The sequence below is a fragment of the Streptomyces sp. NPDC029138 genome, from assembly GCF_055564375.1.
In genome coordinates, this window is sequence record NZ_JBVHWM010000001.1 from 355,807 (window position 1) to 378,771 (window position 22,965).

Below are 22,965 nucleotides of genomic sequence, written 5' to 3' on the forward strand. Positions count from 1 at the left end.
CGGAACACGCACATGGAACGCCGTACCATCACTCCCCGCCCCGGCTGGCAGCAGACCGTGGAGGCGCAGGGCCTGGTCTACCCCCTCACCCGCCACCCCGACGGCTCGCTGCGCCCGTACTGGGACGAGAGCGCCTACTACGTCTTCACCCTGGACGAGGTGGAGACGCTGGAGGAGACGGTGGAGGAACTGCACCGCATGTGCCTGGCCGCCGCCGAGCACATCGTGACCGAGAACCGCCTCACGGACCTCGGCATCACGGACCCGCGGGTGGCCGCCGCGGTCACGGAGGCGTGGCACCGCCGTGCCGAACTCCCTTCCGTCTACGGCCGTTTCGACCTGCGCTACGACGGCACGGGACCGGCGAAGCTCCTGGAGTACAACGCCGACACCCCGACCTCGCTGGTGGAGGCCGCCTCCCCGCAGTGGTTCTGGATGGAGGACCGCTTCCCCGGCGCGGACCAGTGGAACTCCCTGCACGAACGCCTGGTCGAAGCCTGGCGCGCCCAGTCCGCGCTGCTGCCTCCCGGCAGCCCGCTCCACTTCGCGCACTCCTCGGCCGACGAACTCGGCGAGGACCTGATGACGGTCGCCTATCTGAAGGAGACCGCCGAACAGGCCGGCCTCACCACCGACTGGCTGGCCATGGAGGAGATCGGCTGGGACACCCTCTCCGGCCGCTTCGTCGACAACCGACTCCGCTTCATCCGCGGCATCTTCAAGCTCTACCCCTGGGAGTGGCTCACCACCGACGCGTTCGGCGGCCACGTCCTGGACACCCTGGACAACGGCGGCGGCACCGGCAGCACCCTGTGGATCGAACCGGCCTGGAAGATGCTCCTGAGCAACAAGGCCCTCCTCGCGATCCTCTGGGAGCTGTACCCCGGCCACCCGAACCTCCTCCCCGCCTACCTGGACGGCCCCCGCGACCTGCTCGGCACGACCGGCTACGTGGCCAAGCCCCTCCTCGGCCGCGAGGGCGAGGGCGTCACCGTCCACGACCCCGGCGCCCCGCCCGCCCTCCGCGAAGACCCCTGCTGCTACCAGCAGTTGGCCCCCCTCCCCGCCTTCGACGGCAACCACGTGGTGCTGGGTGCCTGGGTCGTCCAGGACGAACCAGCGGGCCTCGGCATCCGGGAATCCGCAGGCCTGATCACCGACGAGTACGCCCGCTTCCTGCCCCATGTGATCCTCTAGCCGGCGGTCGCCGCAGCGGTCCCGAGCAACGTCTCCACCGCCGCCCGTGCGTGGCTCGCCGGGGTCGGGTCGCCGGTGATGCCCGCTGTGGTCATGGCTCCCTCGGCGAGGAGGAAGACCGGTTCGGTCAGCGGTGTGCCGGTGGCTCGGACCCAGGTCGCCAGTTGGTCGTGGAAGGCGCGCTTGTGGGCGCGGACCTCCGCCAGGACCGGCTCGGACGACGAGCCGAGTTCGCCGTGGGCGTTGATCCAGGCGCAGCCGCGGAAGCCGGGTTCCGCGAACCACGCGGCGAGCCAGTCGAAGACCGCGAGCACCCGTTCGCGGGGGTCCTGGACGCTCTCCACGTGGGCGGCGAGGCTCGCGCGCCAGCGCCGGTCGCGGCGCCGGAGCATGGCGACGACCAGGTCCTCCTTGGTCGCGAAGAGCCGGTAGATCCGCTTCAGGGGCAGTCCGGAGGCCTCGCGGACCCGGTCCATGCCGACCGCCTGGATGCCGTGCGCGTAGAAGAGCGCCTCCGCCGCGTCCAGGAGCGCCTCGCGGTCCACGCGGTTCTGTTCCTCGGTGACGGCGGCGGGCATCGGGTCTCCTTGACGTTGAGAACGATCGTTCTCTATCTTAGTCCCCTCGGTGGAGAACGGCCGTTCTCCGTGTCGGCCCCGACAGGAGGAGGTCACCGTGTCCGAAGACCGTCCGCCCTACCCGCCGTTCACCCTGGAAACCGCCCTACAGAAGGTGCAGGCGGCCGAGGACGCCTGGAACACCCGCGACCCCCACCGGGTGGCCCTCGCCTACACCCCGGACTCCGTCTGGCGGAACCGGGACCGGTTCGTCACCGGCCGCGAGGAGATCGTCGCCTTCCTGACCGAGAAGTGGGAGCGCGAGCGGGACTACGCGCTGCGCAAGGGCCTGTGGAGCTTCCACGAGAACCGCATCGCCGTCCGCTTCCAGTACGAGTGCCGCGACGCCGACGGCCAGTGGTGGCGCTGCTACGGCAACGAGCTGTGGGAGTTCGACAAGCACGGCCTGATGCTCCGCCGCGAGGCCGGCATCAACGACCTCGCCATCGAGGAATCCGACCGGCGCATCTTCGGCCCCCGGCCCGCCGACGAGCACGGCGTCGACTTCCCCCTGCGCTGATCAGGCCCCGGACAGTACCGCCCGCAGCTGCTCCACCCCCCAGTCCAGGTCCTCCTCGCCGATCATCAGCGGCGGAGCGATCCGGATGGTCGACCCGTGGGTGTCCTTGACCAGGACCCCACGGGCCAGCAGCCTCTCGGAGACCTCCCGCCCGGTGCCGACGGCGGGGGAGACGTCCACCCCGGCCCACAGCCCCCGCCCCCGCACCGCCGTCACCCGCCCGGTGCCGAGCAGCTCGCGCAGCTGTCCGTGCAGCCGCTCGCCCAGCCGGGCCGCCCGCTCCTGGTGCTCGCCGGTCCGCAGCATCGCGATCACCTCCAGCGCCACCGCGCAGGCCAGCGGATTCCCGCCGAACGTCGACCCGTGCTCGCCTGGCCGGTACACCCCGAGCACCGCCGCGCTCGACACCACCGCCGACACCGGCACGATCCCGCCGCCCAGCGCCTTGCCCAGCACGTACATGTCCGGCACCACCCCCTCGTGCTCGCACGCGAAGGTCCGCCCGGTCCGGCCCAGCCCGGACTGGATCTCGTCGGCGACGAAGAGGACGTTCCGCTCGCGGGTCAGCTCCCGCACCCCCGCCAGATAACCGGCCGGCGGCACGATCACCCCGGACTCGCCCTGGATCGGCTCCAGCAGCACCGCCACGGTGTTCTCCGTCAACGCCGACCGCATCGCGGTCAGGTCCCCGTACGGCACGATCTCGAAGCCCGGGGTGTACGGCCCGAAGTCCGCCCGCGCCTCCGCGTCCGTCGAGAAGCTGATGACCGTCGTCGTACGACCGTGGAAGTTGCCGCCCGCCACGACGATCTTCGCCATCTCCCCGGGCACCCCCTTCACCCGGTACCCCCACTTCCGGGCCGTCTTCACCGCGCTCTCCACCGCCTCCGCGCCCGTGTTCATGGGCAGCACCATCTCCATCCCGCACAGCTCGGCCAGCTCCGTGCAGAACGCGGCGAACCGGTCGTGGTAGAAGGCGCGGGAGGTCAGCGTCAGCCGGTCCAGCTGCCGCCGGGCCGCCTCGGCCAGCCGCCGGTTGCCGTGCCCGAAGTTCAGCGCCGAGTAGCCGGCCAGCAGATCCAGGTAGCGCCGCCCCGCCACGTCCGTCAGCCACGCCCCCTCACCCGTGGCGATCACCACCGGCAGCGGGTCGTAGGTGGGCGCGCAGTGCGCGTCGGCGGCGGCGATGAGGTCTTGCGCAGCGGTCACGGCCTCTCCCGGAGACGACTCGGACTCGACGGTGACCTCCTTCTTATCCTCGCTCGCATGGTGGACGCGGGACCTGCCCCGCGCGGCGCGCCCGGTAGGCTGACGAGCGGGCCGTGACTGGCGCGCTGGGATGGGACGGACCATCAGGGAGCGGCCCGAGCGGGAAGAGTGCCGTGCGCCTGGGCCGAACGTGAACGCTGTACGCACACCGTCCGGAGGTCCCCGATGCCCGAGAATTCCGCCTCCCTCTCCACCGAGTCGACCGCCTTCCGTGCCGCCCTCGCCGTGATCCGCGCCGTCGAACCGCGCGTCGCCGACGCCATCGGCCAGGAGGTCACCGACCAGCGCGAGATGCTCAAGCTGATCGCCTCGGAGAACTACGCCTCCCCGGCGACCCTGCTCGCGATGGGCAACTGGTTCAGCGACAAGTACGCCGAGGGCACCGTCGGCCGCCGCTTCTACGCCGGATGCCGCAACGTCGACACCGTCGAGTCCCTCGCCGCCGAGCACGCCCGCGAACTCTTCGGCGCCCGCCACGCCTACGTCCAGCCGCACTCCGGCATCGACGCCAACCTCGTCGCCTTCTGGGCCGTCCTCGCCGACCGCGTCGAGGCGCCCTTCCTGGAGAAGACCGGCGCCCGCCAGGTCAACGACCTGTCCGAGGCCGACTGGGCCGAACTGCGCCAGGCCTTCGGCAACCAGCGCATGCTCGGCATGTCCCTGGACGCCGGCGGCCACCTCACCCACGGCTTCCGCCCGAACATCTCCGGCAAGATGTTCGACCAGCGCTCCTACGGCACCGACCCGAACACCGGCCTGATCGACTACGACGCCCTGCGCGCCCAGGCCCGCGAGTTCAAGCCGCTGATCATCGTCGCCGGCTACTCCGCGTACCCCCGGCTGGTGAACTTCCGGATCATGCGCGAGATCGCCGACGAGGTCGGCGCCACCCTCATGGTCGACATGGCGCACTTCGCCGGCCTGGTCGCGGGCAAGGTCCTCACCGGCGACTTCGACCCGGTCCCGCACGCCCAGATCGTCACCACGACCACCCACAAGTCGCTGCGCGGCCCGCGCGGCGGCATGGTCCTGTGCGACGACTCCCTCAAGGACCAGGTCGACCGCGGCTGCCCGATGGTCCTCGGCGGCCCGCTCCCGCACGTCATGGCCGCCAAGGCCGTCGCCCTGGCCGAGGCCCGGCAGCCCGCCTTCCAGGACTACGCCCAGCGCATCGTGGACAACTCCCGCGCCCTCGCCGATGGCCTGATGCGCCGCGGCGCCACCCTCGTCACCGGCGGCACCGACAACCACCTCAACCTTATCGACGTCGCCGGCTCCTACGGCCTCACCGGCCGCCAGGCCGAGGCCGCCCTGCTCGACTCGGGCATCGTCACCAACCGCAACGCCATCCCGGCCGACCCGAACGGCGCCTGGTACACCTCCGGCATCCGCGTCGGCACCCCCGCGCTCACCACCCGCGGCCTCGGCACGGCGGAGATGGACGAGGTGGCGGCCCTGATCGACCGCGTCCTCACCACCACCGAACCGGGCACCACCAAGTCCGGCGCCCCGTCCAAGGCCGCCCACGTCCTCGACGAGAAGGTCGCCCAGGAGATCTCCCAGCGAGCCACGGACCTGGTGGCCGGATTCCCGCTGTACCCCGAGGTCGACCTCGGCTGACGCGCCCGTCAGGGGCGCGGGGAACTGCGCGATCAACCCACCACGGTCCGCAGTCCCCCACGCCCCTGGGCCACCCCCACCTCTCGGGCCGATGACACCCCGGCCGATGAGAGAATGGGCGACATGGCCACTGCTGATCGCCCCCGCGTGCTCTCCGGCATCCAGCCCACCGCCGGCTCGTTCCACCTCGGCAACTACCTCGGCGCCGTCCGCCAGTGGGTGGCCCTCCAGGAGTCCCACGACGCCTTCTACATGGTCGTCGACCTGCACGCGATCACGATCCCCCAGGACCCGCGGGAACTGCGGGCCAACACCCGCCTCGCCGCCGCGCAGCTGCTGGCCGCCGGCCTGGACCCGGACCGCTGCACCCTCTTCGTGCAGAGCCACGTCCCCGAGCACGCCCAGCTGGCCTGGATCATGAACTGCCTCACCGGCTTCGGCGAGGCCAGCCGCATGACCCAGTTCAAGGACAAGTCCGCCAAGCAGGGCGCCGACCGCGCCTCCGTCGGCCTGTTCACGTACCCGATCCTCCAGGTCGCGGACATCCTGCTCTACCAGGCGAACGAGGTGCCCGTCGGCGAGGACCAGCGCCAGCACATCGAGCTGACCCGCGACCTCGCCGAGCGCTTCAACGGCCGCTTCGGCGACACCTTCACGATCCCGAAGCCGTACATCCTCAAGGAGACGGCGAAGATCTACGACCTCCAGGACCCGACGGTCAAGATGAGCAAGTCGGCGTCCACGCCGAAGGGCCTCATCAACCTCCTCGACGAGCCGAAGACCACGGCCAAGAAGGTCAAGAGCGCCGTCACCGACACGGACACGGTGATCCGCTACGACGCCGAGCACAAGCCGGGCGTCTCCAACCTCCTCACCATCTACTCCACGCTCACCGGCAAGACCGTCGCCGAGCTGGAGCAGGAGTACGAGGGCAAGATGTACGGCGCGCTCAAGACGGACCTCGCCGAGGTCATGGTCGAGTTCGTCACGCCGTTCCGCGAGCGCACCCGGCAGTACCTGGACGACTCCGAGACGCTCGACGCGATCCTCGCCAAGGGCGCGGAGAAGGCGCGCGCCGTCGCCGCCGAGACCCTCGCGCAGGCGTACGACCGCGTGGGCTTCCTCCCGGCCAAGCACTGAGGCGTACGACCGCACGGGTCCGCGCGGGCAGAGCGCTGCACATCACTTCCGCTGCGCCTGCCCGAAGGACATCCGTGGCCGTACAGTCGATAGCCGACGGCCGGGACGAGACGGCCGAGAAGACGACAGACGCGACGACAGGAGACGACGTGGGGACCGTAACGATCGGCGTGTCGATCGCGGTCCCGGAGCCTCACGGCAGCCTGCTCCAGGAGCGGCGCGCGGGCTTCGGCGACGCCGCGGCTCACGGCATCCCCACGCACGTCACGCTGCTGCCGCCGACCGAGGTGGACGAGGCCGACCTCCCGGCGGTCGACGCGCACCTCTCCGAGGTCGCCGCGGCGGGCCGGCCGTTCCCGATGCGGCTGTCCGGCACCGGCACCTTCCGGCCCCTGTCGCCGGTGGTCTATGTGCGGGTCGTCCAGGGCGCCGACGCGTGCGCCTGGCTCCAGCAGCGGGTCCGGGACGCCTCCGGACCGGTGGCGCGCGAGTTGCAGTTCCCGTACCACCCGCATGTCACCGTCGCGCACGGCATCGACGACGCGGCGATGGACCGCGCCTTCGAGGAGCTGGCGGGCTTCGAGGCCGAGTGGCCGTGCACCGGCTTCGCGCTGTACGAGCAGGGCGCCGACGGCGTCTGGCGCAAGCTGCGCGAGTACACCTTCGGGGGGCCCGTGGTGCCGTCCCAGCAGGGCCACGCGGACGTGTACGCTCCGCGGGTCGCGCAGTGATGTCGGGCGTGCTCCGGGGCGCTAGACGTCCAGCCTCCTGAACAGTGAGCGCGGCGTGTGCCGCAGAGCCGCCATGACCAGCCGGAGCGCACCCGGCACCCACACCGTCTCCGAACGCCGGCGCAGGCCCAGTTCGATCGCCGTGGCGACCGCCTCCGGTGTGCAGGCGAGCGGTGTCCGCACCCGTCCGGCCGTCTTTCTCGTCCGGACGGACCCGGGGCGTACGACCATGACGTGCACGCCGGTGCCGTGCAGGGCGTCGCCGAGGCCCTGGGCGAAGACGTCGAGGCCCGCCTTGCTGGAGCCGTAGATGAAATCGGCGCGGCGGGCGCGTTCGGCGGCGGCGGAGGACAGCACCACCAGGGAGCCGTGGCCCTGGGTCTGAAGGGCACGCCCGGCGACCAGGCCCACCGAGACGGCCCCGGTGTAGTTGGTCTGGGCGACCCGCACGGCCCGCACCGGGTCACGCTCGTCGTGCGCCTGGTCGCCGAGGATGCCGAAGGCGAGCAGCACCATGTCGACGGGTCCGTCGGCGAACACCTTGCCGAGGACCGCCTCATGGGACTCGGGGTCGAGCGCGTCGAAGGCGACGGTGTGCACGTCCGCACCGAGCGCGCGCAGACTCCCGGCGGCGTTCTCCAGCGCCGGGGAGGGGCGGCCCGCCAGCCACACCGTGCGGGTGCGGCGGGCGATCAGCCGGCGCGCGGTGGCCAGCGCGATCTCGGACGTGCCGCCGAGGACGAGCAGGGACTGGGGCAGAGCGGTGGCGTCCTTCATGACAGCTGACCGTATCGCTCGCATATGACCGTTCTGCTGAAGAAACGCGGTGTTGACGCCCATGCGCAGCGGGCACAGTCGGATCATGGACTGGCTGAAGAGGCTCCCCGGCATCGGGCCGATCGTCACCCGGCTGATGCTCACGCACGCGTGGCGGTGCTACGAGCGGCTGGACCGGGTGAAGTGGGCCCGGCTCGCCGCCGCCATGACGTTCGTCAGCTTCGTGGCGCTGTTCCCGTTGCTGACCGTGGCCGCCGCGATCACCGCCGCCACCCTCGGCCCGGCCCGCCAGAAGACCGTGGAGCACCGGATCGCCGACCAGTTCCCGGGCCTCTCCGACCAGTTGGACCTCACCTCCCTGGCGCGGAACGCGGGCACGGTCGGCCTCATCGCGGGCGCGGCCCTGCTGTTCACGGGCATCGGCTGGGTCGGCCAGGTGCGGGACTGCCTGCGCGCGGTGTGGGAGCTGCCGGACCGCGAGGAGAACCCGCTCGTCACCAAGGCCAAGGACGCCGGCATCCTGCTCGGCTTCGGCGGCGCCCTGCTGGTCACGCTCGCCGCGTCCACCCTCGCCTCGGCCGCCGTCGGCCTGGTCTCCCGGCAGATCGGCCTGGACGAGCACGGCTGGGGCAGCGTCCTGCTCAGGATCGCCGCGTTCGCCGTCGCCGTGCTCGCCGACTTCCTCGTCCTGCTCTACGTCCTGACCCTGCTGCCCGGGGTCGAGCCGCCGCGCCACCGCCTGCTGGTGGCCGCGCTGCTCGGCGCGATCGGCTTCGAACTGCTGAAGCTGCTGCTCAGCGGCTATGTCCAGGGGGTCGCCGCGAAGAGCGTGTACGGCGCGTTCGGCGTCCCCGTGGCACTGCTGCTGTGGATCAACTTCACCGCCAAACTGGTCCTGTTCTGCGCCTCCTGGACGGCGACGCCGAGCAAGGAGGCGGGCCTCAGGGACGCGTCCGACGGCGCATCAGGTCCGGTAGCGGCCACCGGCGGTTGACCAGGAACGCCCCGCCCCCGAGCAGCACCAGCAGCCCGCCCGCGACGGCCAGGGCGATCCCGACCCCGCTGGACCCGGACCCGGCGGCGGCGCTCGCCACGGGCTTCGACCCCGACCCGCCGGTCCCGGCCGTCTGCCCCGACCCCTGCCCCGGGTCCTGCGCGGCGGACGTGCTGGGGCCGGGCTGCGGGGTGGCCGACGCGGCGCTCTTCGGCGGCACCAGCTCGCCCACCGCGTTGACCTTGCCGACGGCCTGGAAGCCCCAGTCGAACAGCTTCGCGGTCTCCTTGTAGACCTCGTTGTGCTCGTGCTTCTCCGGATTCATCACCGTGACCAGCAGCACCTTGCCGTTCCGCTCGGCGACCCCGGTGAAGGTGGCGCCCGCGTGCGTGGTGTTGCCGTTCTTCACGCCCGCGATGCCCTGGTAGACGGGGACGTCGGTGTCGCCGCTCAGCAGCCGGTTGGTGTTCCGGATCTCGGCGGAGCCGAACTTCGCGCTCACCGTCGAGCAGTAGTCGCGGAAGTCCTTCTTCTGGAGCCCGGAGCGGGCGAACAGCGTCAGGTCGTACGCCGACGACACCTGCCCCGGCGCGTCGTAGCCGTCCGGCGAGACCACCCGCGTGTCCAGGGCCTGGAGTTCCTCGGCGTGGTCCTGCATGTCCTGGACGGTCTGCTTGATGCCGCCGTTCATCCGGGACAGCACATGCACGGCGTCGTTGCCCGAGCGCAGGAAGACCCCGAGCCACAGGTCGTGGACGGAGTAGGTGGAGCCCTCCTTTATCCCGACCACGCTGGAGCCGACGCCGACGCCCTTGAGGTCCGACGGCGCCACCTTGTGCTCGGTGCCCTTGGGGAACCGGGGCAGCACGGTGTCCGCGAACAGCATCTTCAGCGTGCTCGCCGGGGGCAGCGGCCAGTGCGCGTTGTGCGCGGCGAGGACCTCCCCGGACTCGGCGTCGGAGACGATCCAGGAGCGGGCGGTGAGGTCCTTGGGCAGGACCGGGACGCCGGGGGCGAGGTTGACCTGCGTGCCCGGCATCCCGAGCCGGGCGCCGCCCACGGTGGACATCTGGGCCGGGGGCGTGGCCGTCGGGCTCGTGGAGGGGGTCGGCGCGGCGAGGGCGGCGGGCGCGGTGACGGACAGGGACAGCGCCGTGACGGACAAGGACAGCAGGGTGGCGGAGGTGACCAGCAGGGATCGCCTGACGGTCGTCTTCGGTGCGGGCACGATCGAGAACGTACCTGCACCCGACCGTGAAGTCCCGCGTCCCGCCCCACCCCCGACACGGAACCGGACACGGGACGGCGATACTGGACTCATGAAGCTCAGCCGCCCGGTCTCCTGGTTCCTGCTCGCGTTCGGGGTGTGGTCCTGGGTCATCTGGGTCACTTTCGTCAAGAACCTGATCAAGGACAGCAGCGGGCTCGCCTTCGACGACGGTCACCCGACCGCGTACTTCTGGGTGCATCTGCTGCTGGCGGTCGTCTCCTTCGTATTGGGGACGGTCATCGGGGTCATCGGGTTGCGCGGTCTGCGCGCACTGCGCCGGAACTCATAGCGGGGGACCGGTCGGGGTGGTCTTCGTCCTCGCGCTCGTCGCCCTGGCCGTCCTGGCCGCCGTGGCGGGCCTGCACTGGTACGTGTGGCGGCGCCTGGTCCGCGACACCACACGCGGCCCGGGCCCGGCCCGTCGCGCCGGCACCGCACTGTTCCTCACCGGCCCGGCCCTGATGATCGGAGCCCTGGTCGCGGAACGCGCGGGCGCCCCCTTCTGGCTCCAGCGCACCCTGTCCTGGCCGGGCTTCCTGTGGATGGCCCTCGCGCTGTACCTCCTGCTGGGCGCACTGACGACCGAACTCATACGCCCATTCCTCAACCGCCTGAGCCGAACTCCCGTGGCGTCACCTCCCGGCCGACCGAGCGGGATTTCGGAGGCCTCACCTGCTGGCCGACCGAGCGGGAGTTCGGAGGCCTCACCTCCCGGCCGACCGAGCGGGAACCCCGTGGCCTCACCTCCCGGCCGACCGAGCCCGGACCCCGTGGCTTCACCTCCTGGCCCACCGAGCGGGAGTTCGGAGGCCTCATCTCCTGGCCGACCGAGCCGGAACCCCGTGGCCTCACCTCCCGGCCGACCGAGCCAGAACCCCGCGGCATCACCTCCCGGCCGACCGAGCCGGAGTTCGGAGGCCTCACGTCTCGGGCCACCGAGCGGGAGTTCGGAGGCCTCACCTTCTGGCCGACCGAGCCAGAACCCCGCGGCTTCACCTCCTGGCCGACGGAGCCAGAACCCCGTGGTCTCACCTCCCGGCCGACCGAGCCCGGACCCCGTGGCCTCGCCTCTCGACCCACCGAGTCGGGTGGTGGGTGGGCAGGGGTCGGGGGTTCAGGGGGCGGAGCCCCCTGGGGCGGGCGGCGCGGTGCCGGGGGCCCAGGAACCCACCCGGCGCCTCGTCGTCTCCCGCCTCCTCGCCGGTGCCGCCACAACCGCCGCCGTGGCGACAGTCGGCCACGGCACCTACGGCGTCCTCCAGGGCCCCCGGGTCAAACGCGTCACCGTACCGCTGGCCAAACTCCCGCGAGCAGCCCACGGCTTCCGCATAGCCGTCGTCAGCGACATCCACCTCGGCCCCGTCCTCGGCCGAGGCTTCGCACAGCGGGTCGTCGACACCGTCAACGCCACCCGGCCGGACCTGATCGCGGTCGTCGGCGACCTGGTCGACGGCAGCGTCAAGGACCTCGGCCCGGCCGCCGCCCCCCTCGCCCGGCTCAGCGCCCGCCACGGCGCCTGGTTCGTCACGGGCAACCACGAGTACTTCTCCGGCGCCGAGCAGTGGATCGAAGAGGTCCGCGACCTCGGCCTGCACCCGCTCCAGAACGCCCGCACCGAGCTGCCGTACTTCGACCTGGCCGGCGTCAACGACGTCCAGGGCGAGAGCGAGGGCCAGGGCCCGGACTTCGCCAAGGCGCTCGACGACCGGGACCCGGCACGCGCGTGCGTGCTGCTCGCCCACCAGCCGGTGCAGATTCACGAGGCCGTCCGTCACGGCGTCGACCTCCAGCTCTCCGGCCACACCCACGGCGGCCAGCTATGGCCCGGCAGCCTCCTCGCCGCCGCGGCCAACCCGACCGTCGCCGGTCTCGACCGCTACGGCGACACGCAGTTGTACGTCAGCCGGGGCGCGGGCGCCTGGGGACCGCCCACGCGCGTGGGCGCGCCGTCGGACGTGACGGTGATCGAACTGGCCGCCACGCGCGCGTGAGCCGCCGCGCGCGTGACCGGAACCGCTCCCATGTCTGCGGGGAAGCTGTGCAACCCGGCGGAAACAACGCCTCGGTAAGTTCTTCCACAACTGGTCAGAAAGCCCTTCCCCAGGGTGAAACGCGTGTGATTAGGTGAGCCGCGCCACTCAGGGGAAGTGGCCGATTCATGCTGGGCCAGGGGTAGGGCCTTGACGGGCCTGGGGAGGGCACCACCATGCGATCTGTTCGCATGCGGATTCTCGTGACGCTGCTCGTGCTCGCCGTCGTGGGGATCGGCGGCTGGCAACTGCTGCCGTCGCAGGAGAGCAAGAACAAGGTCATCACCGTCGGTACGACGGACGCGGTCACCGCACTCGACCCGGCCGGCGCCTACGACGCCGGTTCCTGGGCGCTGTTCAGCAATGTGTTCCAGACACTGCTGACCTTCGAGCCGGGCGGGGTCGAGCCGGTCCCGGACGCGGCGCAGAGCTGCGCGTTCCAGGGCAGCGGCCTGAGGACGTACCGGTGCACCCTGCGCTCCGGGATCACCTTCCCGAGCGGGCGCGCCATGACGGCCGAGGACGTGAAGTACTCCTTCGACCGGGTCAAGAAGATCAATTCCGATGTCGGCCCGGCGTCCCTGCTGGACACGCTCGCCTCGGTGACCGCCGACGACGCGCGCACCGTCACCTTCCACCTCTCCTCCGCGGACGCCACCTTCCCGCTGAAGGTCGCCACCGGCGCCGGCTCGATCGTGGACAAGGACAAGTACCCCGCCGGCGCCCTGCGCACGGACACCGCCGTCGACGGCACCGGGCCGTACACGCTGATGGCGTACGCCAAGGACCAGAAGGCCGACCTCGCGCCGAACGAGCACTACAAGGGCTATCTGAGCGGCGTCGGCCGCCCCATCGAGCTGCGGTACTACGCCGACTCCGCGAAGCTCGACCAGGCCTGGCAGGCCCGGAAGATCGACGTCGCCACCCGGACTCTGCCGCCGCGCGTGCTCTCCGAGCTGAACCCGAGCGACCCCGAGCAGCGGGTCACCGAGTCCGACAGCGCCGAGACCCGCAACCTGTACCTCAACACCCGCTCCGGCTCCCCGCTGCACGACGTGCGGGTGCGCCGGGCGATGGCCTGGCTGGTCAACCGTGAGGAGCTGGCCACGACGGTGTACGAGGGCACGGTCGACCCGCTGTACTCGCTGATCCCGACCGGCATCACCGGGCACACCACGTCGTTCTTCGACAGCTACCCGACCCAGAGCACCGACAAGGCGCGCCGGCTGCTCACCGAGGCCGGGGTGAGCCTGCCGGTCCGCTTCACCCTCGGCTACGGCACCGGCCGGGGCGCGGGCGCGGAGGAGTCCGCGGAGCTGAAGAAGCAGCTGGAGGCGAGCGGCCTGTTCAAGGTGGACGTCAAGGGCTACGAGTGGACCGACTTCCAGAAGCGCTGGGCCGCCGGGAAGATGGACGCCTGGGCGGTCGGCTGGGTCGCCGACTACCCGGACCCGGACACCTTCGGAGCCCCGCTCGTCGGCACCGGCTCCACGATGAGCACCGGGTACAGCAACAAGCTGGTCGACCATCTGATCCTGGACAGCCAGCAGTACGCCGACCGCACCCGGGCCGCGAAGGACTTCAAGGACATTCAGGCGGACGTGGCCGAGGACGTCCCGCTGATCCCGCTCTGGCAGCGCAAGGAGTACGTGGTCAGCACGGAGGACGTGGGGGGCGGCCAGTACCTGACGGACGGTACCGGGGTGTTCCGGCTGTGGCGGCTGACCTGGATCTGATCAGTCGGCCTTCTTCTGCCCGGCCCTGATGATCTGATCCACGTCGAGCGCGACCTCGGCACCGATCGAGTCGGGCAGCGTCACCGTCTCGCCGGGGGCGTGGACTCGGTGGTTCGTGTACTCGCTCCCGGCGGGCTCCGTGAGCACGTGGAGGCGCTGGTGCTTGCGGTCGACCACGAGATAGACGGGCACCTTGGCCTCGGCGTACGCGCCGACCTTGGTCTTCAGGTCGTCCCGCCAGTTGCCGGAGGTGACCTCCAGGACCAGGCGGAAGCAGACCGGGTCGTAGGCGTTGTTCTCGATGAAGTGGTCGTCGATGTCGGCGTCCACGACGACCAGGTCGGGGATGCAGTAGTCCTCGGCGCCGGTCGGGAGCTTGATCGCCACGCTCTGGAGCACCTCGGTCTCCGCGCCGTGCAGTCCGGCGGCGAGGAAGGGAATCATGAGATCGGTCAGAACGCGGGCGTGGGGGGCATCCGGTGAAGGGGTCACGAGGAGATGGCCTCCGATGATCTCGACGCGGTAGCCCGGATGGCGCTCCATGATCTCGTCGGCGATGGCCGTGAGGGAGAACGGCTCGTCGGCGTCGAAGGGCTGCTCGACGGATGCGGCGGACATCGCGTGCCTCCTAGGGGCTGGTGTCGAGAGCATCATCGTAGGCAGCCGGAACCCCGGACGTCCTGTTCCCGCGCTTTCACCCGAAAGTGATCACTCGCCCTCCCGGCCCCCCCGCCCCGGGTCCGGCAGGGCCTTCGTCATGCCCGGCAGGAAGTCCGTGAACAGTTCGTGGACCTCCAGGACCAGGGGCCGCAGGACCCGGAACCGGGCCAGGGAGACGCCCCGGGCGGTCAGGCGGGCCCCCCGCCGCGCCAGCCGGTAACTGCGCTCCCGGCCCTCCGTGCGGTCGAAGATCCAGTACAGGACCAGGCCCATCTGGGCGAGCCACATCAACTCCGGGAGCACGTCCCGCAGTTCCGGTGCCACCTTGGACTTGGAGCCGGCCAGCACCTCCCGGTGCACGCTGACGGCCTGCTCGCGCGCGTGCTCGCTCTCCGGCGAGAAGGGGCTGAGCGGGCTGTCGGGGTCGGCGGCGTTCTTGAAGAACTGGACCGCGAACTCGTGGTACGGCCGGGCGATGTCCAGCCACGCGGTCAGCACGCCCGCGAGCCGCGCCTCCAGGTCGGTCTCCCGGTCCAGGACCTCCCGGACCGCCGCCTGGTGTTCGGCGGCGATCCGGTCGTAGAAGCCCTGGATCAGGTGTTCCTTGCCCTCGAAGTAGTAGTAGGCGTTGCCGACGGAGACCCCGGCCTCCTTGGCGATGGCCCGCATCGTCGTCTTGTCGTACCCGTGTTCTTGGAACAACCGCATCGCGGTCTCCAGGATCAGCGCACGGGTCTGCTCGGACTTGCTGCTCTGGGGGCCGGCCGCTTCGGGGCCGTCGTTCTTCGCGGGCACGGTAGAAGAGCCTAACGAGTGGCGGGGGCGGCGCCGGAGCAGGACGGCGGGGAGTAGGTCCAGCCCGTACGCGGGTGGTAGGACCAGCCGTCCGCCCGCCGGTACACCTGCCCGCCCCACCGCGCGCCCCGCCCCCGCGCGTCCCGCAGCTTCGCTGCCGCGAGCACCGCGCCCCGGGCCAGCTTCGCGCCCGCCGGCCCGGCCAGCTTGTGCGCGAGCGGGCGGTGTTCGCGCAGCGCCCACAGGACGACGATCCAGGCGCGCGAGCCCCGGTAGACCTGCCCGGAGTCGCCGACGACCGTGACCTCGTCGAGGGAGGCGGCGTGGTCCAGCCCGGGGAAGCGGCTCCGGGCCTCGGCCGAGCCGGCCGGCAGCAGCTCCAGCGGCACCAGCTGGGACTGCCGGGCCAGCCAGTGGCGCAGATGGGCGCACAGGGAGCACTCGGCGTCGTACAGGACGGTCAGCCCCCGGACCGGGGCGCCCGCGGCACCCCGGCCCTCCGTGCCGGTCACGGTGGTCGTGCCGGTCATGGCCGTCACGCCCCGGCCGTCGGGGCGATCCACTCCTGCGGGGTGACCGGCGGCAGCTGCTCCCGCTCCATGACCCCGCGCCGGCGGATCTTGTTGAGCACGTACACGTTGCCCAGGTGCATCACACCGAGCACCAGCAGGACCACGCCGAGCTTGGTCGACAGGGCCTCGAAGACGCCGCGGGTGTCCTCGATCGTCTCGTCGTCCCCCAGGTACAGCGCCACGAAGCCGAGGTTGACCAGGTAGAAGCCGACCACCAGGAGGTGGTTGACGGCGTCCGCGAGCTTGTCGTTGCCGCGCAGCACGTCGGCCAGGAAGATCCGGCCGTTGCGGCTGAGCGTGCGGGCCACCCAGACGGTCAGCGCGATGCTGACGACCAGGTAGATGACGTAGGCGATGACGGTGCGGTCCATGCCCCACCCCTTCTTGAACGCGTTCAAAACGCTGACAGGCATGACTGTAGACCTGTTTTTGAACGTGTTCAACCGAAGGGGTGGTGACCGGGGTCTCAGCCTCTGCGGCCCAGCGTCGGGCGTTTGGTGTAGTCGGTGAAGCCGAGGATGTTCCCCCAGGGATCGGCGATTTCCACGGTCCAGCCGGTGGCCACCGGGAAGACCTCGTCCAGGGGTTCGATGCCGGCGGCGGCCAGCTCCCGCGCCGCCGCCCGCGCGTCCGGCACCTCCAGCCAGACGCGCGGCGAGGGCCAGGGAGGCGTCCGGTGCCGCAGCTCCTCCTCGGCGCGCAGCAGGATGCCGGGCGTCTCCCCGCCGACCTTCAGCTGCGCGATCCCGCCCTCGTCGAACCGGAAGCCCACGGCGAACCCGGCCCGCTCGTAGAAGGCGACGGCCTCGCCGAGGTCACCGACGGGGAGCAGCACGTTGTCGAAACCGAGCAGTTCGTACGACCCTTCGTCTGACATGTCGTCACATTAGGATTCTTCCTGCCCGGAAGCGAGGAGCCCCACCGGAGCGGACTCCGGTGGGGCTCCCTGGCTCACCCGTCAGCGGCTCACTGCGGGAAGTTCGGGTCCAGGCCGGACTCCGACGCGCCGCTGGTCGTGACGCCCTTGGCGGTTCCGCGCAGCAGCAGGCCCTTGCGGTAGAGGTCGCCCGAGACCAGCAGGTCGGCGTCGCCGTCCCGGTCGAAGTCCCGCAGCCGGACGAACAGGCCGAGCGCCTCGGAGTCGGCGGGGCTGCCCGGCACGCCCGCCGTGGCCCGGGTGAACCACTGGGAGCCGGTGCCGGTCAGGCCGCTCCTGCCGCCCCGCAGGACGTGCACGCCACCCGCGTTCCCGACCGAGCCGACCTCCTCCTCCGGCACGCCCACCGCGAGGTCCGGGTAGCCGTCGCGGTTGGTGTCACCGGCGGAGAGGGCGTAGCCGAAGCGGTCGTTGCTGGTGGCGGCGGTCGCCACACCGGAGGTCGACTGGGACAGCCGGTAGGAGGTGGTCGGGCCGCTCGCGCCACCGCGCAGCACCAGCACGGAACCCGCGCCCTTGTTGTACGGCTTGTCGCTGACGGCCAGGTCGCCGTAACCGTTCTTGTCGAAGTCGGCGATCACACCGGTCGCGCTGAAGTCCACCTGCGTGGCGTTGTACGTCGTGTACTTGCCGCGCTTGATGGTGGAGCCGCCCTGCACGAACCACGCGGCCTGCGTCATCCTGTCGTTCTTGTAGCCCTGGCCGAGCACGTACAGGTCGGTGGCGCTGTCCTTGTTCACCTTGCCGGCGACGATCGCGGACGGCTCCAGCACCTCGGCGCCGCTGGGGCTCACCTCCAGCCTGGTGACGCTGCCCGTCGTACCGGACTGGGAGAAGCCGCCCCGGTAGACGAAGAGGGTGCCCGTGACGTCGGCGACGGCCAGGTCCGGCTTGCCGTCGCCGTTGAAGTCGCCGGAGGCCAGGGCCGCGCCGAACGCGGTCGTGGACTTGGCCGGGACGCGCGTGGCCTTCGCCCCGAGGCCCGCCTTGGCGCCCCAGAGGATGGTGACCGCGCCCGCCCCGGCCTTCGTACCGACCTTCTCGGTGCGGTCGGCGACGGCGAGGTCGGCGTACCCGTCCCGGTTGAGGTCCGCGTTCGCGACCTGGTCGCCGAAGGTGTCGGCGTACCCTCCGGCGTCACCGGCCTTGCCCGGGATGTTGGGGCTGTCCTGCGTGAACGTGACCGTCTTCGGCCCCGGCCCGGTCGCCGTGCCGTAGGTGACCGTGACCTCGCCACCCCAGCCGGACGCGTAGTCCCGGTACCCGTCGCCGTTGAAGTCGTCGGCGTACTTGGCGGGCGTCACCGCGGCCGCCGTCCCGGCCGTGACGGCCACCAGTCCACCGGTGAGCGAGAGCGCCGTGGCCGTCGCCACGGCGAGCTTTCTGTGCGTGCGCATGTCTCTCCTTGATCGCGTGCACACAGAAGACACACGGGAGGACGGCACAGTTGTACGACGGCCTCACCCGACGGCGACGCGTGTCTTCCACCAGGAGACGGGGGCGATGATCTCCGTTCCCGAGCCGGGGAGGCTTGTGCGGAGCCGTGGTGCAAGAAGTTGAGTAAGCTCCTCCGCCCCGTCGGCCGGGGTTCTACGACCTCGAAGAGCAGTCCGAGGAGGACCCGTCGGTTCCCGGCGGTGCTGTCGCCGATGTTCCGGGGAGGCGACTTCCCCGACGGTTACGAGGAAGGCCTGCGGGATTCCCTGGAGGAACTGCGCGCCCTGTACCGGCTCGCCGCCGGGCAGGGGCTGGCCGTGGCCCAGGTGTTACAGGGCTGACCCGAGGCGGACGCCGGACCGTGGTCCGGCGTTGGGCCGCCACCATGACGTGGGCCCCGCCTACCGGAACGCTCCGGTAGGCGGGGCCCACGTGCTTCAGGCGTACCGCGGATCAGTAGCGGCGCGTGATCAGGGCGCGCTTGACTTCCTGGATCGCCTTCGTGACCTCGATACCGCGCGGGCAGGCGTCCGTGCAGTTGAAGGTCGTGCGGCAACGCCACACGCCGTCACGGTCGTTGAGGATCTCCAGGCGCTGCTCGCCCGCCTCGTCACGGCTGTCGAAGATGAAGCGGTGGGCGTTCACGATCGCGGCCGGACCGAAGTACTGGCCGTCGTTCCAGAACACCGGGCAGGACGAGGTGCAGGCCGCGCAGAGGATGCACTTCGTGGTGTCGTCGAAGCGCTCGCGGTCCTCGGCGGACTGGAGGCGCTCCCGGGTCGGCTCGTTCGTGTCCTTGGTGACCAGGAACGGCATGACGTCCCGGTACGCCTGGAAGAACGGCTCCATGTCGACGATCAGGTCCTTCAGGACCGTCAGGCCCTTGATGGGCTCGATCGTGATCGGCTTCTCGGGGTTGATGTCCTTGATCAGCGTCTTGCAGGCAAGGCGGTTCTTGCCGTTGATCCGCATCGCGTCCGAGCCGCAGATGCCGTGCGCGCACGAGCGGCGGAAGGTCAGGGTGCCGTCGACGTCCCACTTGATCTTGTGGAGGCCGTCGAGGACCCGCTCCTTGGGGTCGATCTCCAGCTGGAAGTCTTCCCAGGTGGCCTCCGCCGCGACCTCCGGGTTGAACCGGCGGACACGGAAGGTGACCGTGATGTAGGGGGAGTCGGCGAAGCCGGGCTCGGGCTGGCCGGCCGCGTCCGCCTTGTCCAGAACAGGGGTAGCCATCAGTACTTACGCTCCATCGGCTGGTAGCGGGTCTGGACGACCGGCTTGTAGTCGAGACGGACGGTTTCCGAGCCGTCGGCGCCGACCTCGCGGTACGCCATGGTGTGGCGCATGAAGTTGACGTCGTCGCGGTTCGGGTAGTCCTCGCGGTAGTGACCGCCGCGGGACTCCTTGCGGGCGAGGGCCGACACCGCCATGACCTCGGCCAGGTCGAGCAGGTTGCCCAGCTCGATCGCCTCCAGCAGGTCCGTGTTGAAACGCTTGCCCTTGTCCTGGATCGCCACGTTGTTGTAGCGCTCCTTGAGCTCGGCGATCTTCTCGACCGCCGTCTTGATCGTCTGCTCGGTGCGGAACACCATGACGTTGGCGTCCATGGTCTCCTGCAACTCGCGGCGCAGGGTCGCCACCCGCTCGTTGCCGGTGGAGGTGCGCAGCCGCTCGATCTGCTCGACGACGAAGGACTCCGGGGCGTCCGGCAGCTCGACGTAGTCGGCCTTCGCCGAGTACTCGGCGGCGGCGATGCCCGCGCGGCGGCCGAAGACGTTGATGTCCAGCAGCGAGTTGGTGCCGAGACGGTTGGCGCCGTGGACCGACACGCAGGCGACCTCGCCGGCCGCGTACAGACCCGGGACGACCGTGGTGTTGTCCGCCAGGACCTCACCCTCGACGTTCGTCGGGATGCCGCCCATGGCGTAGTGCGCGGTCGGCTGGATCGGGATCGGGTCCGTGTACGGCTCGATGCCGAGGTAGGTGCGCGCGAACTCGGTGATGTCCGGGAGCTTGGCGTCCAGCTGCTCCGGCGGCAGGTGGGTCAGGTCCAGGTAGACGTGGTCGCCCTCGGGGCCACAGCCACGCCCCTCGCGGATCTCCGTGTAGATCGAGCGGGACACGACGTCACGGGACGCCAGGTCCTTCATGACGGGAGCGTACTTCTCCATGAAGCGCTCGCCGTCCTTGTTGCGCAGGATGCCGCCCTCACCGCGGGCGCCCTCGGTGAGCAGGATGCCCATGCGCCAGATGCCGGTCGGGTGGAACTGGAAGAACTCCATGTCCTCCAGCGGGAGCCCGCGCCGGTAGACCGCCGCCTGACCGTCACCGGTCAGGGTGTGGGCGTTCGACGTCACCTTGAAGAACTTGCCGGTGCCGCCCGAGGCGTAGATGACGGCCTTCGCCTGGAAGACGTGGATCTCGCCGGTGGCCAGCTCGTAGGCCACCACACCGGCCGACTTCCTGACGCCGTCGACCTCGGTGATCAGCTGGTCCAGGACGTAGAACTCGTTGAAGAACTCCACGCCCTCCTTGACGCAGTTCTGGTACAGCGTCTGGAGGATCATGTGGCCGGTGCGGTCCGCGGCGTAGCAGGACCGGCGGACCGGGGCCTCGCCGTGGTTACGGCTGTGCCCGCCGAAGCGGCGCTGGTCGATGGTGCCGTTCGGCGTCCGGTTGAACGGCAGGCCCATCTTCTCCAGGTCGAGGACGGCGTCGATGGCCTCCTTCGCCAGGATCTCGGCGGCGTCCTGGTCGACCAGGTAGTCACCGCCCTTGACCGTGTCGAAGGTGTGCCACTCCCAGTTGTCCTCCTCCACGTTGGCCAGCGCGGCGGCCATGCCGCCCTGCGCGGCGCCCGTGTGGGAGCGGGTGGGGTAGAGCTTGGTCAGGACCGCGGTGCGGCTGCGCTTCGTCGCCTCGATGGCGGCGCGCATGCCCGCGCCGCCGGCGCCGACGATGACGGTGTCGTACTTGTGGATCTTCATGATTCTCGCAGCCCCGTGCCTAGCGGATGTTCGGGTCGAAGGTGAAGATCACCAGCGTGCCCAGCAGGATGGTGAACACCGTGGCGGTGTAGAGCAGGCCCTTCAGCCACAGGCGGCTGGTCGGGCGCTCCGCGTAGTCGTTGATGATCGTGCGCAGGCCGTTGGCGCCGTGCAGCATCGCCAGCCACAGCATCAGCAGGTCCCAGACCTGCCAGAACGGGGACGCCCAGCGGCCGGCCACGAAGGCGAAGCCGATCTTGGAGACGCCGCCGTCCAGCACGAGCTGGATCAGCAGGTGGCCGATGACGAGGACGACCAGCACGATGCCGGACAGGCGCATGAACAGCCAGGCCGCCAGCTCGAAGTTGCCCCGGGTCGACTTCGGGGACTTCTTGGTGCGCTTGCGCGGCGCCTCGATCAGCGGGGCCGGGTTGTCGACGGTGTAGACGGGAGCGCCCTCGACGGGGCCGACTCCGGAGGCCGCGGTTTCGGTCGTGGACATCGGCGTCAGCTCCCAAACAGGACACGGTAGGCGTGGCCGAGGACCGGGTAGATCGCCCCGAGCATCAGCACGATCCAGACACCCATCACGGTCCAGAACATCTGCTTCTGGTAGCGCGGGCCCTTCGACCAGAAGTCGACGGCGATGACGCGCAGGCCGTTGAGCGCGTGGAAGAGGATGGCGGCGACGAGGCCGTACTCCAGCAGCGCGACGATCGGCGTCTTGTACGTGGCTACGACCTTGTCGTAGTCCTCGGGAGATACACGCACGAGAGCGGTGTCCAGCACGTGAACGAACAGGAAGAAGAAGATGAGGACGCCGGTGACTCGGTGAGCCACCCAGGACCACATTCCTTCCCGGCCGCGGTACAGCGTTCCAGCCGGCACGGAAGAACCCTCCGGGAGCGGGGACTAGGGCCGCGCCGGCTTCACTGTCGGTCGGGCCCGGCCGGGTACGGTCCACCGGCCCTCTGCATGGTATCCACGTGCCGCTGCGGTGCTTACGGGGGGCCTACCTTGTGTGATCAATTTGGCACCGGATGGGGGAGCGGCGGGCGGAGTCCGGGGCGGTGTGTGCCGTCATCGGCCGGGTGCGGGTGCGTTGTGGCTGGTCGCGCCGCGCGGCGGAGTCGCTGGTAGACACGGCCCCGCGCCCCTCAGGTGTGCCGCGAGCCTCCCCTTCGCGAGGCGCCGTAGCTCCTCTGCCGCCACCACGCGTTCCTCGTCCGGATCGTTTGTCAATCGTGACCGGATCGCTTCGAGGATGTGGTCGATGACCTCGTCCGGGGCGACATCGCCCAGGTAGACGACGAACGCGTGTCCGAATCGGGCCTCGTACGCGGCGTGCGCGGCGCTCAGGGCCATGTGGGCCGCCGAGTAGGTGTCCTCGGGAAGCTCGGGGAGGCACTCACCGGCCAGGGCCTCGGCCAGATCGCCGGGGGAGAGGTCGTACGCCGCCTCGTCCACCGCGGCCAGCAGAGCGCCCAGGTCGGGGTAGGGGCGGTGGTCGCTGATCCGGTGCGACCAGCGCAGGCTGTGCAGGCAGTGCAGGAGGAGGGTCCGGGCCTCGTCCGCGGGTGCGGTGTTGAAGGCGTCGAGGGGCGTGGGGAGATACGGCAGGCGGTGGGCGGGCAGCGTGGGTCCTCGCGTCACATGTGGCGTGGCAGGGGATGCTG

The 22,965-nt window shown here is 70.7% G+C and carries 25 protein-coding genes and 1 riboswitch; of the genes, 10 read left to right on the forward strand and 15 right to left on the reverse strand.

Translation table 11 applies throughout. From position 1 onward, the window contains the following. Nucleotides 1–12: 12 nt before the first annotated feature. Nucleotides 13–1,197 carry a glutathionylspermidine synthase family protein gene (locus ACZ4WH_RS01650; protein ID WP_468175226.1) on the forward strand — a complete coding sequence of 395 codons (1,185 nt, stop codon included), beginning with the start codon at nt 13–15 and terminating at the stop codon, nt 1,195–1,197. Here ACZ4WH_RS01650 and ACZ4WH_RS01655 read toward each other — a convergent pair. After that, nucleotides 1,194–1,775 (reverse strand): TetR/AcrR family transcriptional regulator, encoded by a 582-nt coding sequence (locus tag ACZ4WH_RS01655; RefSeq protein WP_468175229.1) that lies wholly within the window; start codon nt 1,773–1,775, stop codon nt 1,194–1,196. The two genes, ACZ4WH_RS01650 and ACZ4WH_RS01655, sit on opposite strands and share 4 nt — an antisense overlap. 97 nt (nt 1,776–1,872) lie before the next feature. Between ACZ4WH_RS01655 and ACZ4WH_RS01660 the strand changes: the two genes are divergently transcribed. After that, nucleotides 1,873–2,334, forward strand: coding sequence for a nuclear transport factor 2 family protein (locus tag ACZ4WH_RS01660; protein ID WP_468175232.1), 462 nt, complete (start codon nt 1,873–1,875; stop codon nt 2,332–2,334). Here the strand turns inward: ACZ4WH_RS01660 and rocD are convergent, their stop codons facing one another. Continuing rightward, complete coding sequence (rocD, locus tag ACZ4WH_RS01665; RefSeq protein WP_468175235.1) at nt 2,335–3,543, reverse strand: ornithine--oxo-acid transaminase; 1,209 nt, start codon at nt 3,541–3,543, stop codon at nt 2,335–2,337. Between the two features lie 103 nt (nt 3,544–3,646). Next, a riboswitch (ZMP/ZTP riboswitch) is annotated at nt 3,647–3,735 on the forward strand. 33 nt (nt 3,736–3,768) lie between these two features. Between rocD and ACZ4WH_RS01670 the strand changes: the two genes are divergently transcribed. The 3 genes from ACZ4WH_RS01670 to ACZ4WH_RS01680 all read left to right on the forward strand — a co-directional run bounded on the left by ACZ4WH_RS01670 (nt 3,769) and on the right by ACZ4WH_RS01680 (nt 7,094). After that, nucleotides 3,769–5,223 carry a glycine hydroxymethyltransferase gene (locus ACZ4WH_RS01670; protein WP_468175238.1) on the forward strand — a complete coding sequence of 485 codons (1,455 nt, stop codon included), beginning with the start codon at nt 3,769–3,771 and terminating at the stop codon, nt 5,221–5,223. A gap of 123 nt (nt 5,224–5,346) precedes the next feature. Beyond that, complete coding sequence (gene trpS, locus ACZ4WH_RS01675; protein WP_468175241.1) at nt 5,347–6,363, forward strand: tryptophan--tRNA ligase; 1,017 nt, start codon at nt 5,347–5,349, stop codon at nt 6,361–6,363. Nucleotides 6,364–6,512: 149 nt separating this feature from the next. Beyond that, nucleotides 6,513–7,094 (forward strand): 2'-5' RNA ligase family protein, encoded by a 582-nt coding sequence (locus ACZ4WH_RS01680; RefSeq protein WP_468175561.1) that lies wholly within the window; start codon nt 6,513–6,515, stop codon nt 7,092–7,094. A gap of 21 nt (nt 7,095–7,115) precedes the next feature. On the opposite strand, the gene ACZ4WH_RS01685 is transcribed toward ACZ4WH_RS01680, so the two are convergent. After that, nucleotides 7,116–7,871, reverse strand: coding sequence for a decaprenylphospho-beta-D-erythro-pentofuranosid-2-ulose 2-reductase (locus ACZ4WH_RS01685; protein ID WP_468175244.1), 756 nt, complete (start codon nt 7,869–7,871; stop codon nt 7,116–7,118). 85 nt (nt 7,872–7,956) lie between these two features. Here ACZ4WH_RS01685 and ACZ4WH_RS01690 point away from each other — a divergent pair, with 85 nt between their 5' ends. Continuing rightward, nucleotides 7,957–8,865: a YihY/virulence factor BrkB family protein gene (locus ACZ4WH_RS01690; RefSeq protein WP_468175247.1), complete on the forward strand. Its 909-nt coding sequence runs from the start codon at nt 7,957–7,959 to the stop codon at nt 8,863–8,865. Here the strand turns inward: ACZ4WH_RS01690 and ACZ4WH_RS01695 are convergent. Continuing rightward, nucleotides 8,813–10,093, reverse strand: coding sequence for a D-alanyl-D-alanine carboxypeptidase family protein (locus ACZ4WH_RS01695; RefSeq protein ID WP_468175250.1), 1,281 nt, complete (start codon nt 10,091–10,093; stop codon nt 8,813–8,815). The genes ACZ4WH_RS01690 and ACZ4WH_RS01695 overlap by 53 nt on opposite strands. Before the next feature lie 91 nt (nt 10,094–10,184). Between ACZ4WH_RS01695 and ACZ4WH_RS01700 the strand changes: the two genes are divergently transcribed. The 3 genes from ACZ4WH_RS01700 (at nt 10,185) to ACZ4WH_RS01710 (ending at nt 13,901) form a co-directional block, all read left to right on the forward strand. Next, nucleotides 10,185–10,424, forward strand: coding sequence for an SCO4848 family membrane protein (locus ACZ4WH_RS01700; protein ID WP_100827849.1), 240 nt, complete (start codon nt 10,185–10,187; stop codon nt 10,422–10,424). An 82-nt stretch (nt 10,425–10,506) separates the two neighbouring features. Further along, entirely contained in the window at nt 10,507–12,126 is a 1,620-nt protein-coding gene (locus ACZ4WH_RS01705; protein ID WP_468175564.1) for a metallophosphoesterase, read from the forward strand. 215 nt (nt 12,127–12,341) lie between these two features. Then, nucleotides 12,342–13,901 carry an ABC transporter substrate-binding protein gene (locus tag ACZ4WH_RS01710; RefSeq protein ID WP_468175254.1) on the forward strand — a complete coding sequence of 520 codons (1,560 nt, stop codon included), beginning with the start codon at nt 12,342–12,344 and terminating at the stop codon, nt 13,899–13,901. Here the strand turns inward: ACZ4WH_RS01710 and ACZ4WH_RS01715 are convergent, their stop codons facing one another. The 6 genes from ACZ4WH_RS01715 to ACZ4WH_RS01740 all read right to left on the reverse strand — a co-directional run bounded on the left by ACZ4WH_RS01715 (nt 13,902) and on the right by ACZ4WH_RS01740 (nt 18,262). Further along, nucleotides 13,902–14,519, reverse strand: a complete 618-nt coding sequence (locus tag ACZ4WH_RS01715) for a Uma2 family endonuclease (RefSeq protein ID WP_468175257.1) — start codon at nt 14,517–14,519, stop codon at nt 13,902–13,904. Nucleotides 14,520–14,609: 90 nt separating this feature from the next. Then, nucleotides 14,610–15,356: a TetR/AcrR family transcriptional regulator gene (locus tag ACZ4WH_RS01720; protein ID WP_468175260.1), complete on the reverse strand. Its 747-nt coding sequence runs from the start codon at nt 15,354–15,356 to the stop codon at nt 14,610–14,612. 11 nt (nt 15,357–15,367) lie between these two features. Continuing rightward, nucleotides 15,368–15,886 carry a thiol-disulfide oxidoreductase DCC family protein gene (locus ACZ4WH_RS01725; RefSeq protein ID WP_468175263.1) on the reverse strand — a complete coding sequence of 173 codons (519 nt, stop codon included), beginning with the start codon at nt 15,884–15,886 and terminating at the stop codon, nt 15,368–15,370. A 5-nt stretch (nt 15,887–15,891) separates the two neighbouring features. Beyond that, a complete protein-coding gene (locus tag ACZ4WH_RS01730; protein WP_468175266.1) occupies nt 15,892–16,299 on the reverse strand; it encodes a hypothetical protein in 408 nt (135 codons plus the stop codon). Nucleotides 16,300–16,394: 95 nt separating this feature from the next. Next, nucleotides 16,395–16,805: a VOC family protein gene (locus ACZ4WH_RS01735; RefSeq protein ID WP_468175269.1), complete on the reverse strand. Its 411-nt coding sequence runs from the start codon at nt 16,803–16,805 to the stop codon at nt 16,395–16,397. A gap of 89 nt (nt 16,806–16,894) precedes the next feature. Then, complete coding sequence (locus ACZ4WH_RS01740; RefSeq protein ID WP_468175272.1) at nt 16,895–18,262, reverse strand: FG-GAP and VCBS repeat-containing protein; 1,368 nt, start codon at nt 18,260–18,262, stop codon at nt 16,895–16,897. A 252-nt stretch (nt 18,263–18,514) separates the two neighbouring features. Between ACZ4WH_RS01740 and ACZ4WH_RS01745 the strand changes: the two genes are divergently transcribed. Beyond that, nucleotides 18,515–18,643, forward strand: a complete 129-nt coding sequence (locus ACZ4WH_RS01745; RefSeq protein ID WP_468175275.1) for a hypothetical protein — start codon at nt 18,515–18,517, stop codon at nt 18,641–18,643. 112 nt (nt 18,644–18,755) lie between these two features. Here ACZ4WH_RS01745 and ACZ4WH_RS01750 read toward each other — a convergent pair whose 3' ends face one another. The 5 genes from ACZ4WH_RS01750 to ACZ4WH_RS01770 all read right to left on the reverse strand — a co-directional run bounded on the left by ACZ4WH_RS01750 (nt 18,756) and on the right by ACZ4WH_RS01770 (nt 22,942). Continuing rightward, nucleotides 18,756–19,535: a succinate dehydrogenase iron-sulfur subunit gene (locus tag ACZ4WH_RS01750; protein ID WP_468175278.1), complete on the reverse strand. Its 780-nt coding sequence runs from the start codon at nt 19,533–19,535 to the stop codon at nt 18,756–18,758. Then, nucleotides 19,535–21,289 (reverse strand): succinate dehydrogenase flavoprotein subunit, encoded by a 1,755-nt coding sequence (gene sdhA, locus ACZ4WH_RS01755; protein ID WP_468175281.1) that lies wholly within the window; start codon nt 21,287–21,289, stop codon nt 19,535–19,537. Before sdhA ends, ACZ4WH_RS01750 begins: the two co-directional genes overlap by 1 nt. A gap of 19 nt (nt 21,290–21,308) precedes the next feature. Further along, nucleotides 21,309–21,791 carry a succinate dehydrogenase hydrophobic membrane anchor subunit gene (locus ACZ4WH_RS01760; protein WP_014674540.1) on the reverse strand — a complete coding sequence of 161 codons (483 nt, stop codon included), beginning with the start codon at nt 21,789–21,791 and terminating at the stop codon, nt 21,309–21,311. A gap of 5 nt (nt 21,792–21,796) precedes the next feature. Next, entirely contained in the window at nt 21,797–22,177 is a 381-nt protein-coding gene (gene sdhC, locus ACZ4WH_RS01765; RefSeq protein WP_043195476.1) for a succinate dehydrogenase, cytochrome b556 subunit, read from the reverse strand. Nucleotides 22,178–22,369: 192 nt separating this feature from the next. Then, entirely contained in the window at nt 22,370–22,942 is a 573-nt protein-coding gene (locus ACZ4WH_RS01770) for a 2-oxo-4-hydroxy-4-carboxy-5-ureidoimidazoline decarboxylase (protein ID WP_468175286.1), read from the reverse strand. Between the last annotated feature and the right edge of the window lie 23 nt (nt 22,943–22,965).

Bases quoted from the DNA above. Each gene is read 5' to 3' on its own strand.
- ACZ4WH_RS01650 (WP_468175226.1), top strand. From the start codon at position 13: ATGGAACGCCGTACCATCACTCCCCGCCCCGGCTGGCAGCAGACCGTG.
- ACZ4WH_RS01655 (WP_468175229.1), bottom strand. From the start codon at position 1,775: ATGCCCGCCGCCGTCACCGAGGAACAGAACCGCGTGGACCGCGAGGCG.
- ACZ4WH_RS01670 (WP_468175238.1), top strand. From the start codon at position 3,769: ATGCCCGAGAATTCCGCCTCCCTCTCCACCGAGTCGACCGCCTTCCGT.
- trpS (WP_468175241.1), top strand. From the start codon at position 5,347: ATGGCCACTGCTGATCGCCCCCGCGTGCTCTCCGGCATCCAGCCCACC.
- ACZ4WH_RS01685 (WP_468175244.1), bottom strand. From the start codon at position 7,871: ATGAAGGACGCCACCGCTCTGCCCCAGTCCCTGCTCGTCCTCGGCGGC.
- ACZ4WH_RS01690 (WP_468175247.1), top strand. From the start codon at position 7,957: ATGGACTGGCTGAAGAGGCTCCCCGGCATCGGGCCGATCGTCACCCGG.
- ACZ4WH_RS01700 (WP_100827849.1), top strand. From the start codon at position 10,185: ATGAAGCTCAGCCGCCCGGTCTCCTGGTTCCTGCTCGCGTTCGGGGTG.
- ACZ4WH_RS01710 (WP_468175254.1), top strand. From the start codon at position 12,342: ATGCGATCTGTTCGCATGCGGATTCTCGTGACGCTGCTCGTGCTCGCC.
- ACZ4WH_RS01715 (WP_468175257.1), bottom strand. From the start codon at position 14,519: ATGTCCGCCGCATCCGTCGAGCAGCCCTTCGACGCCGACGAGCCGTTC.
- ACZ4WH_RS01725 (WP_468175263.1), bottom strand. From the start codon at position 15,886: ATGACCGGCACGACCACCGTGACCGGCACGGAGGGCCGGGGTGCCGCG.
- ACZ4WH_RS01730 (WP_468175266.1), bottom strand. From the start codon at position 16,299: ATGGACCGCACCGTCATCGCCTACGTCATCTACCTGGTCGTCAGCATC.
- ACZ4WH_RS01735 (WP_468175269.1), bottom strand. From the start codon at position 16,805: ATGTCAGACGAAGGGTCGTACGAACTGCTCGGTTTCGACAACGTGCTG.
- ACZ4WH_RS01740 (WP_468175272.1), bottom strand. From the start codon at position 18,262: ATGCGCACGCACAGAAAGCTCGCCGTGGCGACGGCCACGGCGCTCTCG.
- ACZ4WH_RS01745 (WP_468175275.1), top strand. From the start codon at position 18,515: ATGTTCCGGGGAGGCGACTTCCCCGACGGTTACGAGGAAGGCCTGCGG.
- ACZ4WH_RS01750 (WP_468175278.1), bottom strand. From the start codon at position 19,535: ATGGCTACCCCTGTTCTGGACAAGGCGGACGCGGCCGGCCAGCCCGAG.
- sdhA (WP_468175281.1), bottom strand. From the start codon at position 21,289: ATGAAGATCCACAAGTACGACACCGTCATCGTCGGCGCCGGCGGCGCG.
- ACZ4WH_RS01760 (WP_014674540.1), bottom strand. From the start codon at position 21,791: ATGTCCACGACCGAAACCGCGGCCTCCGGAGTCGGCCCCGTCGAGGGC.